This is a genomic window from Pseudomonas sp. GL_117 (genome assembly GCF_057835125.1).
Genome location: NZ_CM174418.1, coordinates 847,668 through 860,408, shown reverse-complemented (window position 1 = coordinate 860,408; position 12,741 = coordinate 847,668). Strand labels below are relative to the sequence as shown.

13 protein-coding genes are annotated in these 12,741 nt (G+C 61.0%); 2 read left to right on the top strand and 11 right to left on the bottom strand.

The window, feature by feature from the left end; genetic code table 11:
• Positions 1-43 precede the first annotated feature (43 nt).
• Both sctC and hrpT read left to right on the top strand, forming a co-directional pair.
• Positions 44-2,179, top strand: a complete 2,136-nt coding sequence (gene sctC, locus AC3ISR_RS03655; protein WP_463984571.1) for a type III secretion system outer membrane ring subunit SctC — start codon at positions 44-46, stop codon at positions 2,177-2,179.
• The gene (gene hrpT / locus AC3ISR_RS03650; RefSeq protein WP_192297796.1) at positions 2,176-2,379 is read left to right on the top strand and encodes an HrpT family type III secretion system protein; all 204 of its coding nucleotides are present in this window, start codon (positions 2,176-2,178) and stop codon (positions 2,377-2,379) included. The genes sctC and hrpT overlap by 4 nt, the downstream gene beginning before the upstream one ends.
• Before the next feature lie 22 nt (positions 2,380-2,401).
• Here the strand turns inward: hrpT and sctU are convergent, their stop codons facing one another.
• The 11 genes from sctU to sctW are packed head-to-tail and all read right to left on the bottom strand — an operon-like array spanning position 2,402 to position 12,533.
• Positions 2,402-3,499 (bottom strand): type III secretion system export apparatus subunit SctU, encoded by a 1,098-nt coding sequence (gene sctU, locus AC3ISR_RS03645; RefSeq protein WP_463984570.1) that lies wholly within the window; start codon positions 3,497-3,499, stop codon positions 2,402-2,404.
• Positions 3,496-4,284, bottom strand: coding sequence for a type III secretion system export apparatus subunit SctT (gene sctT, locus AC3ISR_RS03640; RefSeq protein WP_192297798.1), 789 nt, complete (start codon positions 4,282-4,284; stop codon positions 3,496-3,498). Before sctT ends, sctU begins: the two co-directional genes overlap by 4 nt.
• Positions 4,285-4,294: 10 nt before the next feature.
• A complete protein-coding gene (gene sctS / locus AC3ISR_RS03635; protein WP_192297799.1) occupies positions 4,295-4,558 on the bottom strand; it encodes a type III secretion system export apparatus subunit SctS in 264 nt (87 codons plus the stop codon).
• Between the two features lie 7 nt (positions 4,559-4,565).
• Positions 4,566-5,219 (bottom strand): type III secretion system export apparatus subunit SctR, encoded by a 654-nt coding sequence (gene sctR, locus AC3ISR_RS03630; RefSeq protein ID WP_463984569.1) that lies wholly within the window; start codon positions 5,217-5,219, stop codon positions 4,566-4,568.
• Positions 5,216-6,226 (bottom strand): FliM/FliN family flagellar motor switch protein, encoded by a 1,011-nt coding sequence (locus AC3ISR_RS03625; RefSeq protein ID WP_463984568.1) that lies wholly within the window; start codon positions 6,224-6,226, stop codon positions 5,216-5,218. Before AC3ISR_RS03625 ends, sctR begins: the two co-directional genes overlap by 4 nt.
• Positions 6,226-6,684 (bottom strand): type III secretion system HrpP C-terminal domain-containing protein, encoded by a 459-nt coding sequence (locus AC3ISR_RS03620; RefSeq protein WP_463984567.1) that lies wholly within the window; start codon positions 6,682-6,684, stop codon positions 6,226-6,228. Before AC3ISR_RS03620 ends, AC3ISR_RS03625 begins: the two co-directional genes overlap by 1 nt.
• Entirely contained in the window at positions 6,681-7,109 is a 429-nt protein-coding gene (sctO, locus tag AC3ISR_RS03615; protein ID WP_463984566.1) for a type III secretion system stalk subunit SctO, read from the bottom strand. The genes AC3ISR_RS03620 and sctO overlap by 4 nt, the downstream gene beginning before the upstream one ends.
• Positions 7,096-8,454, bottom strand: coding sequence for a FliI/YscN family ATPase (locus AC3ISR_RS03610; protein WP_192297804.1), 1,359 nt, complete (start codon positions 8,452-8,454; stop codon positions 7,096-7,098). Before AC3ISR_RS03610 ends, sctO begins: the two co-directional genes overlap by 14 nt.
• Complete coding sequence (locus AC3ISR_RS03605) at positions 8,451-9,353, bottom strand: FHA domain-containing protein (protein WP_192297805.1); 903 nt, start codon at positions 9,351-9,353, stop codon at positions 8,451-8,453. Before AC3ISR_RS03605 ends, AC3ISR_RS03610 begins: the two co-directional genes overlap by 4 nt.
• A gap of 37 nt (positions 9,354-9,390) precedes the next feature.
• Positions 9,391-11,484, bottom strand: coding sequence for a type III secretion system export apparatus subunit SctV (sctV, locus tag AC3ISR_RS03600; protein ID WP_192297806.1), 2,094 nt, complete (start codon positions 11,482-11,484; stop codon positions 9,391-9,393).
• Complete coding sequence (gene sctW, locus AC3ISR_RS03595) at positions 11,481-12,533, bottom strand: type III secretion system gatekeeper subunit SctW (RefSeq protein WP_192297844.1); 1,053 nt, start codon at positions 12,531-12,533, stop codon at positions 11,481-11,483. Before sctW ends, sctV begins: the two co-directional genes overlap by 4 nt.
• Between the last annotated feature and the right edge of the window lie 208 nt (positions 12,534-12,741).

Sequence of the window (12,741 nt, the reverse complement as noted above, 5' to 3'; positions counted from 1 at the left end):
TCCTCCCCGCAACCTCCGCTTCCGCCAAATTCAGAGACTTCCCATGAATAACAAGACTGACAAGCCTGACTGCTTGCGCAACGTTTCGCCTAATCACACGCAAAAACGTCGCTGTTGGCCCGGTCTGATCGTACTGCCTTGGCTGCTGAGCGCTTCACACAGCAGCTTCGCTGCCATCCCTCCCGAATGGAAAAACACGGCCTACGCCTACGAGGCCGAGCACAAACCGCTGCGCGAGGTGCTCGAAGACTTCGCACAGACCTTTGGTACCCAACTGCAAGTCGAAGGCCTGCTGGAAGGCATCGTCAACGGCAAGATACGCGCAAACACCCCACAATCGATGCTCGACAGGCTGGGCGTGGAACACCGCTTCCAGTGGTATCTGTACAACAACACGCTCTATATCAGCACCTTGGACCAGCAAGAGTCGACGCGACTGGAGGTTTCCTCCGAGACCATCGCCGATCTCAAGCAGGCACTGACTGATATAGGCTTGCTCGACAGCCGGTTCGGTTGGGGCGAGTTGCCCGAGGAAGGCGTCGTACTGGTTTCCGGCCCGCGGCGGTACATCGAGCAGATCAAGCAATTCAGCAGCCAGCGTCGCTCGCCGGACGAGAAGCAAAATGTGTTGAGCTACCCGTTGAAGTTCGCTAACGCGGCGGATCGTTTGGTGGATTATCGTGGAGAGAAGCTGAAAATCCCCGGGGTGGCCAGCATTTTGCGAGGGCTGCTGGAGCCACGTCCCTCGTCGGCTATCTCAGACATGAACTCACGTCCCGCGGCTACCCAGCCCTCCCCTTTGGTGCCGAATGTTCCGCGCCTGGGAAACCCGCTGCTAGGCCAGATGCTCGGCACCAACACCGGGCAACTGGAAACGGGCGCGACACTGACCCCACGCGCTCCTGCGAGCAGCAGCCGCATCCGCGTCGAAGCCGATGTGCGCAACAACGCTGTGCTGATCTACGACTTACCCGAGCGCCAGGTCATGTACCGCGAGTTGATCACCCAACTCGACGTCGCACGCAAGCTGGTGGAAATCGATGCCATTATCCTCGACATCGAGCGCACGCAACTGCGTGAGTTCGGGGTCAACTGGGGCTTCCAGAACAGCCGCTTCAGCGCGGGCTTCACGAATTTCGCACCCGGCACCACTTCCCAGCTATCAATTGAAAACCGCGATCGCTTCTACGCCGACATCCGCGCGCTGGAGGCCAAGGGGCTGGCAACCATGGTCTCCAACCCTTCTGTACTGACTCTGGAAAACCAGCCTGCGGTCATCGACTTCAACCGCACCCAGTACCTCACGCCCGGCCGCGACAACGTAACGATCATGCCGATCATCGTTGGCACCAGCTTTCGTGTCATACCGCGGGTCATCACCAGCCGCGGCAGCCATCAAGTGCATTTGGCGATCGATATCGAGGACGGTAATTTCGGTGCGCCCAACCCCGTGAACGGCAACCCCAATACCAGCCAGGGCAAGGTCAGCACCCAGGCGGTCATGGCGGAAAAACGCTCCTTGGTGGTCGGTGGCTTCCATGTCACCGAAAGCACAGACAAGCAAAACAAGGTCCCGCTGCTGGGGGATATTCCACTGCTGGGCAAGGCGCTGTTCTCCTCAACCGAACGGCAGAACAACCGGCGTGAACGCCTGTTCATCCTGACCCCACGGGTGATCGGCGACCAGTCCGACCCGTCGCGCTACCTGCCGCAGGCCGACCAGGCAGAACTGCAGACCGCCCTTGCGCCGCTGGCCAGGCGCACGGCCCCTCACGCGCCGGTGATCAAGCGCAGCGACATTATCAACACTATGGCGCGCCTGGTCAGTGGCGAAGTGCCCAAGACGTTCAAGGCGGCCCCCATGCCACTGAGCCTGAACACCTTGTGCGATACCCGAAAATTACTTGAGCTAAACACCGAACGCAGCCAGTGGTATGCCGGCCCGGAATACAACGTGGCCGTCGTGGTGCTGCGCAACACGTTCAACCGCAATGTGCGCATCGATGAGAAGGAGTGCAGCAATTCGCACACCCTGGCCGTCAGCGTCTGGCCACGTGCGTGGCTCAAGCCGGGTGAAGAAGCCGAGGTGTTTATCGCCATGCGCCCGGTGGTCAAGGATGAACATCTCGGTGTACCTCGCCCCTCATTGATCAGCCCAGCCCAGAAGGCCAAACCATGAAGCACAAAATGTTATACGCCTCCCTGATCGGCGCGGTGTTGCTTGTCGCCGGTTGCACCCCAACCTGCAAGGGCGACTCCTGCTCTCGCCCGCAATCGTCTCCGAACAAGCTGATCATCTGGTGGCCACCGCAGATGCGCGCCGAACCCGGCCCGGCGGGAGAACGTGCGGACTATCAAACGGTGTCGCTGGAGCGATGACTGCCCCCGAGCTGCCTGCTGCTCAACGCTGTTCAAGCTCAGGCAGCTCGAGGGTTTCACGCTTGGCTTCATCATCCAGCTCACGCAACGTGCGATAGATGATGGCTACGGCCTGCAAGGTTTCCCGAGGGATGCTGGCCCCCAGCTGTTGGGGGTAGAGGGTGCGGGCCAGCCAGACACACTGAATCACCGGAACCTCTGTGGCCTTCGCCCGCGCGATCAACTGGCGAGCATCGGCGTCCGTGCCTTTGTCCACCAATAGAGGCAGCGGGGTTTTTCCAGGGCGGTAATACAAGGCCACGGCAAAGTGTGTCGGGTTGACCACCAGCATGTCGGCCTCCTCCAGCTTGGGCAGCTTGACCTTGGGCTCCTCCTGGGCCAACTGGAAGGCGAGCGAGCGCCGTTGCCCTTTCACGTGGGGGTCGCCTTCCATGTCCTTGTATTCCTTGAGTACCTCCACCTGGGTCATGCGCATGCGCTTGGCAAAAAAGTGTTTTTGCATGGAAAAATCGATCAGCGCCAACACCAGCAGCAACCCCAGACAAGCGTGCAGCAAGTGGCGGAACAACGTGATCAATGCGAGGAGGTAACTTTGCAGGTCGCTATTGGCCAGGTTAATCAATGCACCCAGCGACGGCATGATCACCACGTACAACACCAGACCCAGCAGCAACGCTTTGGCGATACTCAACAACAGGTTGATCAACGACTGTGCGGAGAACATCTGCTTGAGTTGATTGAGCGGATTGAGGCGATTGAAATCGAGTTTCAGGACCTCTGGTGCAAACAGTAATCCGATTTGCATCCAACTGCTGATCAGCTTCATCGCAATCGCCACCCCGGCCATCAACAGGGCGAACGAAAAAAACAGCGCCAGCCCCTCGAACAACACTTCTTCCAGTGCTCGCATAAAGGGTTGGTTCATGCGCGATATCGGCAGCACTATCAACTGCTGGAAACGTTGCATGCTGGTCTCGGCCGTCATCAGCGCGATCTCGCTGATGGCCGTCAACACCAGCAACTTGCCCACATCCTGGCTTTGGGAGACCTGGCCTTTCTTACGCTGGTCCCGCAGTTTTTTGGCCGACGCGGGGTGCTTCTTTTCGCCTGAGTCACTCATGCTGAACCGACCTTGAACAGCAGCGCCAGTGAATGCTTGAGATCACCGAGCAGGCCCATGCGACCGACAATCAAGTCCTGTAACAACGCAAAATACAACAGCAGAATGCCGAGCCCCGCGAGGCATTTGAGCGGCGGCGCCAGCGTGCTCACCTGCAACTGCTGACTGTAAACCCCCAGCAACGCAATACCGAATTCCAGCAATAACAGCACCGCAATGAAGGGCGCGGCGTAGAGCATCATGTGCATGAAGGTGTCGCCGAGCAGATCCACAAACACCCCCATCCCGTTGGCCGACGGCAACGGGAACCAGACCGTGGGCGGCCATATCCGGTAACTGTCCCAGATCACCTGGGTCAGTGCCCCCAAGCCGACGCTGACCATCAACAGAAATATCGCCAGTTGCTTGAACATGTGCCCGCAGGGTGTCGCGTCCGGCCCCAGCGACGGGTTGAGCTGCCCACCGGCCAGGGCGCCGCGCTGGTTGTCCAGCAACGCCCCCACCGACTCGAACATCCAGAACGGCATCGACAGCAACACCCCCAGCACAAGCCCGAGGATGACCTCCTTGAGGACCAACCCGCCAAGCATCAGCATCGAATAGTCCTGACCCGCCAACAGCGCATGGATGCCCGGTGCCGGCAGCAAGGCCAGCACCATCACGATGGCATGCCGGGGCATACCGCGAATATGTTGAAAACAGAATGCCGCCACCAATATGGCGCACGGATAGATCCGCGCCATGGCGATGATCAGGCTCGGTAGATACTCCACATACGGCAGCACAGGCCAGGCCTCAGTTCAGGGCCGAACGGCCGATCATTTCAAAGGTCAGGTTGATCAACTGGATCAACTCAACACCGATCCAGCGGCCGGTAAGGATCAGCGTGATCCCCACCGCCACCAGCTTGATGCCAAAGGGCAGCGTCTGATCCTGAACCTGCATCAGCGCCTGCACCAGCGAGGTCATCACCCCTACCACCACGGCCACGATCAACGGCGGCGCCGACAACACCACCACCAGCAACATGCCCTGCTTGAACAGCACGATAGGTTCCATAAGCGACTCAGAGATAGGAAAGGAACAGGCTGTCGAGCAACCGTGACCAGCCGGAGACCAGCACGAACAGGAGCAATTTGAGCGGTAGGGAGATGGTCATCGGCGAGACCATCTGCATGCCCAGCGCCAAGAGCAGGTTGGAGACGATCAGGTCGATCACGATAAACGGGATGTAGATCAGAAAGCCGATCTCGAACCCGGCCTGCAACTGCGACAACACAAACGCCGGGACCAGCAGGATCAGGTCCTCACGCTGGACCTCCCGGGCCATTTCGGCAGGCCACAGGCGCGCCGTATTTTCCAGCAGATGGGTCAGCACATCCGGGTCAACATTGCGCAGCATGAATGTACGCAGCGGTTGGATGGCCTCCCGGCCGGTCTGCTGCATGCTTTGCACACTGCTGAGGTCCAGCGGCGAAACCTTGACCACCTCCGCTATCTGGTAGCCGACAGGCGCCATGATAAACAGCGTCGCCGCCAGTGCGATGCCGTTGATGGCCATGCTCGGCGGCACCTGCTGCACGCCGATGGCGTTGCGGGTAATCATCAGCACGATCACGATCTTGAGAAACGCCGTGCACACGATCAGCAGCATGGGCATCAATGACAACGCGCCCAGAAACAGCGCCAGAACGAGAGGATCGATTCCTTGCAAGCTCATCGGGAAAAATTCACACGAGACATCTGCAACCCGAGGCGCCCGTCCACCTCCACCAACTGCCCGAGGCCAATGGCTCTGTCACCGTAGTAGAGACCGGCCATGCCCGGTGCGAAACCACTGATGCCCAGCACCGAACCTGGCGCAAGGTTGCGCAGTTCGCCGAGGGTGAGATTCAGCGTTCCACAACGCACATTCAACGCCATGCTCAACTCATCGAATGGCTCGTGGCCAAATACATCCACCACGGGTTCATCCGCCTCAGGCCCGGCCACGCCAGGTACTGCAAAGTCCTCATCCACACCCACGTCCTCGATAGAAGTAACAGTAAGCCGCAACGGCCCGGCGTCATCGTCAATGCAACCGTGCAGTTGCTGCCTGCCGACCTGCAGATGGCCGGGCCCCTGCGCTTGAAAAAATGCTTGTTCGAACACCAGCACATCGCCGGCCTGCAGGCCGCGCACCTGTGCAAAGGGCAGTTGCACACGCCCGACGGTCACGGCGATCGCCAGTTGAAACGCTGCCGGCAGCGGTGCCGCAATGCCCCGCCAGGGGCCGGCCGCGCACAACGAGAGGAAACTCTGTGGCGTCAGCCACATATAGGCATCCACACGGGAGGCTCCCAATGTCACCACCAGACGACAGCCAAAGCCCTCAGGGCGGGCGGACTCGCTCAAGCGAACGTCGCCCAGCAGCCTGCTGATCTGCGGGCTCAAGTGATGTTGGAACAAGGCCCAGAACCACGAATCCGGGTCATTGCCGGACGGGGCCAACGTCACCGGGCACTCGCCCAGCAGGCTGAGTACCGGCCCCGGCTGGGCGAATGCCAGTACCCCGCAAACCGTTTCAAAACACAGCGATGGGGCACTGACGGGCGCAGGCCCAGGCTCCATCCGCAGCTCACCACGGGCTCCGGCCACCTCGAATGGCAAACTCAAGCCACGCCCCAGTCGGCGTCGCGCGGCAACGGTGTCCCCCGGGATCTGCGGCAGCACCAGACGCGAGAGCATCACGCCGGGCGAGCATCGGGCAAATGCAGGCTGACCGGCGAGCCCAGTGCCCCCGCCATACGCTCCTGGCACTGTTGCCGCACGCCGCAGAGCCAGCGCGACGTCGCCTCATGCTCTGCCTCCAATTCAATGCCCCAGACGTTCTGCTCTCGCCGCACACTGGCGTTGATCCGCCCCAGGCGCGGCATGTACAACGTCGCCTGCAACGGCCATTGCGCCGCACCCAACACCTGGGGTGCCAGTTGCTCGGCAAGCGCGTCGATCATTGCGACAGCGGCCGGCATCCCCGTGCCCGACTGGGCAGCGCCATACCCTGTGTGCGCAGCGTCATCACCAAACAACTGGGCAAATAACCGTCCTTGCTCCCAAGGCACCACACCAGCCATTGCCGGGTCGCGGTCCTCGCGCGATTCACGCGGCCGTGGACGTTCGTATGGCTTGCTTGAAACCTGGGTCATATCGGCTCCTGAGCCAACAAATTGGATAATTCCTGAAGTTTTTCCACCTGGCGCAGGCACGCGGTGACCTGCTTCTGGGCGGCACTGACGTGGATTTGTTTTTCTTCCTGCTGTCCCTGCAACGCGTACAGTTGCCCCTGCTCGTGACGGGTGCTGGCGCTCAGGGCCTGCTCTTGTACGGCCCAGGATTTCAGCGCCTGAAAACTCAGCACCTGGCCCTGATGCCGGCCGAGCAGCTCGGCACTTCGCTGAGCCTCATCCTGCCGGGTCTGCTCGAGACGTTCCTCGGCCTGGCGGATATGCACAAGCAGAGTCTGCTGGGCACGTTTTGCCTCACTCAGGGCACGCTCGGCACGGTCTGCCCGGTGCCGACGCAGGCGACGCAGGGTCTCGATCTCACCCAGCAATCCGTTAGAAAGGGACATGGCCGGTCAGCTCCTTAAGTTGTTCCAGCGTGGTCATCATCGGTGTGGGTTCGCGCAGATCCTGGCGCAGAAAACTGTCGACCGCCTGGCGACTGTCCACCGCCAGGTCGGTGAGAATGTCGCTGCCGGCCTGGTACTCTCCCAGCTTGAGCATCAACTCGATCTGCTGATACGCCGACAACAGGCGCCGCAACGCCGTGCCGGCGCGAATATCCTCGGGGTCGGCGACGTTGCTCAAGATCCGTGAAAGGCTGGCCAGCACATCCACCGCCGGGTAGTGCCCGCGCTCAGCGAGTTTGCGCGACAGCACGATGTGGCCATCAAGCAGCGAGCGAACCTCGTCTGCCACCGGATCACTCATCGAGTCCTGTTCGATCAGCACCGTATAGATCGCGGTAATCACGCCCTCGTTTGTCAGCCCGGCGCGCTCGACCAGGCGCGGCAACAGGCTGTAGACCGAAGGCGGCAAGCCGCCGCGGCCCAACGGCTCGCCGGCGGCCAGGCCGATTTCACGCTGGGCCCTGGCAAAACGCGTCAGCGAGTCGATCAGCAACAGCACCCGCTGGCCCTTGCTGCGGAAACCTTCGGCCAATGCCGTCGCCGTGAACGCCGCACGGGCACGTTCCATGCTGGAGCGGTCCGAAGTGGCACACACCAGCACCGCCTTGGCGCGCAACTGCTCATCCAGTTCATGATCGAGGAACTCGCGCAGTTCCCGGCCTCGCTCGCCGATCAGGCCGAACACAATCACATCGCACTCCACGTTCCGCGCGATCTCGGCCAGCAGCGTGGTCTTGCCGCAACCGGCCCCGGCGAACAAGCCGACGCGCTGCCCCTCGCCCAGGGTCAACAGGCCATCGATGGAGCGCACGCCGGTGGCCAGCGCCCGGTTGATGCGCGGCCGCTCCGTAGGTAGCGGTGCCTCGCACAATACGGCGCTGGTGTCCGGGCTATCGGACTCGACAAAAGCACTCGGCCCTTCCCCTGCGATCGGGCGTCCGAAGCCGTCCAGCACCTGGCCCAGCAACGCCTCGCTGACCTGCACCCGATGCGACACCCCGAGGCGCTCCACGCTGGCGCCCACGCGCACGCCTTCCAGGTTGCCCAATGCACTGAGCACCGCATCCTGCTGATCGAAACCGATGATTTCGGCCAGCATGTAATCGCCGGCCTTTTTTTCCACCTGGCACAGGTCGCCGATGCATGAATGGGGCAACCGGCATTGCAGCAACATGCCATTGACGCGTTGAATACGACCCCGCATCGTCACCGGCGCAAAGCCGGCCAGCGCTTGTGCCTGGCGCTGCTGCCAGGCGTCCAGCCGCGCTTGCAGATCCGCACTCACCAACGCACCTCGTAACGCTGCGCGCCATCGAACACCACCTTGTTGTTATCGATCAAGACCAGGCGCAGGCCTTCCACTTCATCACCGACAAACAGCCGGCTGCCCTCCTCCAGCACCACATGACCGTTCGACCCGCCGACGATCTGCACAATCTTGAATGGCAACGAGTTATCGTGCAGGCGCACGCGGCTGATCACGGGCACGCTGCTGTCGAACATCTCGCCGTAGCGATCGAGCATGCGCGTCACCAGGTCCATGTCCTCCTGTGACACATCCCCGCTGAGCGCGACCTGGTCATTGATCACTTGCACGGTGACCCGCTGGCCCAGTTCGCGCTCGTTGAGCATCTTCAGCAACTGCTTGCGCACGTCGAACGGCGAAGCGAGTTCGTCCTTCTGCACCGCGGGCGGCATCAAGGAGGCTTGAGCGTCTTTCTCTCCCGTGGAGACCAGGCCCACGAGCATAATGATGACTGCCCCCACCAGCGCCAGGCTGATCAAGCGCTTTTGCTGCACGTTTGAGATGGCGGATAACTTCAGCCCCCGCGCCGGTTCAACCGGCAGTGGCGCAGGTTCAACCGGCACCGCAGAGGACGCGCCAGGCCAGGGCTGATCAGCCAGGCTGACACACAATCGAGTGGAGCCCACCGAAAACGGCACTCCCAGCGCAAGGCTCGTGATCTGCGCCAGCACCTGCCCATCGTGCCCGTGCAGCAACCCCGCCTCGGCCTGCACCGACCAGTTCTGACCGGTCAGCCGCAACCGTGCGTGGTGCTCGGCAACCCCCGGGTCATCGAGTACCAGATCGGCGTCCGCGTGAGCACCGATGCTCCACTGTTCACCAAACAACGGCAGTGCCGCCCCTTGATGCAAACCGTCCAGGACACGCAGTTCGAACATCATCGAGCGCCTCTCTCTGCCCGTAGCAACAGCCTGTTCATGCCACGGCTCCGCGCATCAACTCTTCCTGCCCAAGGTCAAAGCGCCCCAGCACTTTGACTTTGGAGGTGCTGCCAAGCTCGGCAAAGGACAGCACCGGTACATGGTTGAATTCATCGATCAGCAAGGTCCGCAGCGGACTGCGCAGGTCTTGAGCCACCAGCATCACGCTGCGGGTTTTGGCGCGTACGCTGAATGCCTGGTTGAGCAGGTTGACCAGCGCCGTGCTGTGATCGTTTTCAAGGGCGAAGAACACACCGCTCTGGGTCTGGCGCAGCGCTTCGCGCAGGATATTTTCCGTCTGCGGCGACAGCAGCCAGGCATGCAGGCCATCGGCCTCGCTGTACTGGTGAAAGATCTGCGATTTGAGGGCGATACGCGCGTAATCGGCCAAAGCCTCGGGTTCACGCTCATGCTGCCCGTAATCGATCAATGACTCGACGATCAGCCGCACGGCACGCAGCGGAACGCCTTCGCTGGCCAGGCGCTGCAGTACCGACGAAAACCGCGAAAGCGGCATAATGCGTTGCAGTTCCTGCACCAGTTCTGGCTGGTTCTGCTCCAGCCAACTGAGAATCGACTTGCTCTCCTGAATGCCCAGGAACCGCGGCCCGCTGAGCATCATCGCGCGCGTCATGCGCTCGACGATCAATTGCTGGGCAGTGAACCGTTCGAGGTCGGGATCTTCCAGCAAAGGGTCATCCGGCGCGAGCCACAGCCAATCCTGCTCGTCGCGCTCGATGCGTCCGCGCTCACCCTGCTCAGGGGGCTGTGCAAACGCCGCATACTCGACAGCGATGCGGTCGCTCAGGGTCGCCACCATCACCGGAACTTCATGCACGCAAAAACGCATCTCATCGACTGCCAACGTGTCGCTGAACTCGGCGTCGAACGGTGGCAATGTCAGACCGATATTGGCCACCAGCGCATTCCTGGCCTGGCGGACTTTCCTGACGATGTCCAGGATCTCAGGCGTGTCGTAAAATACCGGATTGAACTGCAGCAAGTACGGCCGCGACGGGTCGAAGCCGCGCACGTCCTCATCGCCGTTCTCTTCCGGGCGAACCGGCTGCTGCGGTTCGGTTCGCGGCGCCTGCTCGCGCTGACGCTGGCGCATCAGGTAATAACCCAGGCCGCCGGTCTTTAGCGCGATCAGGATAAAGACCAGGGTCGGCATGCCAGGCACGATCGCAAATGCAAGCATGCCAACCGAGGCAATCACCCAACTCTTGGGCTCGCTGGTCATTTGCCGGGCAATTTCGGCGCCCATGTTACTGACCCCTTTGCGGCCATCCGGCGCTACGCGGGTGATGATCATGCCGGCCGTGAGCGAAATCAGCAGCGCGGGGATCTGCGCAATCAGGCCGTCACCGATGGTCAGCACGGAGTACAGCGAGATGGACTCTGCCGCGCTCAAGCCGTGCTGGAACATGCCGGTCGAGAAACCACCCAGCAGGTTGACCACTACGATGATCAGGCCTGCAATGGCATCGCCTTTGACGAATTTCATGGCGCCATCCATCGCGCCGAACAATTGGCTTTCGCGAGACAGCTGCTCGCGCTTGTCCCGCGCCTGCGTACCGTCGATCAGCCCGGCACGCAGGTCACTGTCGATGGACATCTGCTTGCCGGGCATTGCGTCCAGGCTGAAACGTGCCGACACCTCGGCCACACGCTCGGAGCCCTTGGTAATTACCAGAAAGTTCACCAGCGTCAGGATCAGGAAGATCACCATGCCCACCGCCAGGTTGCCCCCAACCACGAAATTACCGAAGGCCTCGACGATTTCACCGGCATCCTGTTCCAGCAGGATCAGGCGCGTGGTGGCAATCGACAGCGCCAGGCGGAACATGGTGGTCAGCAACAAAATCGACGGAAACGACGAAAACGCCAACGGCCCCGGCAGGTACAGGGCCAGTACGATCAACAGGCACGAGATGCAGATATTCACCGCAATGAGGATGTCCACCAGCCAAGTGGGCAGTGGCACGATAAAGATAAACACAATGGCCATGACCACCACGGCGCCCAGCACTTCGGCGCGCTGCGCAACCTTGAGCAGCAGCCCATTGATGCTCGACAGCGCAGTCACAGGCCCCTCCTCTGAGCAACCGGCCCCCCAGGCCCCCGCTCGACCCGGACACACTCATCCATCACCAACAAAAAGTTGTGCAGCGCGTCTCGGCGCGTCTGGCCGTCCAGCCAAATACCCAGGGGTATCTGTTGAATCACTGGGTACAGCGCATTGAGGGAGACCAGCGGGCTAGGCCGGCCAGGGGCCAACAGATCATCCGCCAGGCGCTGCACTTCAGAGGCCGCAACGCCCGTACCGGCATAGCCCAGCAGGCGCTGCAACAGGCTCACCGCATCCTGCTCAAGGTTCAGGCGCCGGATCAACGACTCGCAGTTGGACAACACGCCGCTCAGCTGTGAGCAGCTTTGCAGCCCCCGCAGCAACGAGCGCAACAAAGCGGTAGGCACCGACGGCACGTGAGCCGCGATGTCGTCCGACAAGGCGCCCCGCATGACCTTCAGGCCTTGCGAAAACCGTTCGGCACCGTACACGCGCAACAGCTCTTTCATCATCGTCGCCAGGGACTGACGAGTGACCACGCTGGCGTAATAGAGGTCGCGCACCGCCTGGCGTTCTTGCGGGTCGGCACCCGCGGCCTGCAAGGTCATGGCGATGTTCAGGCCGGCCTGGATTTCCCGTTTAAAGCGAATATTGAGCCTGGCAAGGGCATCCTGGGCCAACCTTGCCTCGTCTTTGTCCCTTGCGGCCTGCGCCTGGGCCATTACCTGGTGGAGCACCACAAACGTTCGCGCTGGATCGTTGCCGGTGATTTCCAGCAGTGTGTCGATACTTGGCTCGCGCATCAGATAGTGCCGCACCATGCGGGTGATCGCGGCAAGCTTCGCCTGAGCCGGGTGGCCCAACTGGTCGTAAAGCTGCGCCAGTTGCTCGATAGGCATAACGCTCTCACCCACCGCCTGCCGCTTCGGCACGTTGTTAAACATCAGGTCCTGATTGAAGGCAAGCTCATCGACACCCGGACTCCTCGTCTGCACCTGGGCGGCATCGACGTTGGGCGGATCCTGTTGCAGGACTTTTTGTACATCGCTGGGCGATTCAACTTTCATAAACAGATCAGGATTGGAAGAGTGTTTCCCTATGTGGCAAACCGTCTCCAAACAGTTCCATCAAAATCATCGACGCAGGCTTTTTGAAAAAGCCTGCACAACACCATCAAGGATATTTGCAAACTCTTGCGCAAACACACCTCGCACAAAGATATATATCCTTATAAATCATATATTTATGTAGTTTTTTAGTTTGGCACAGCCAGTG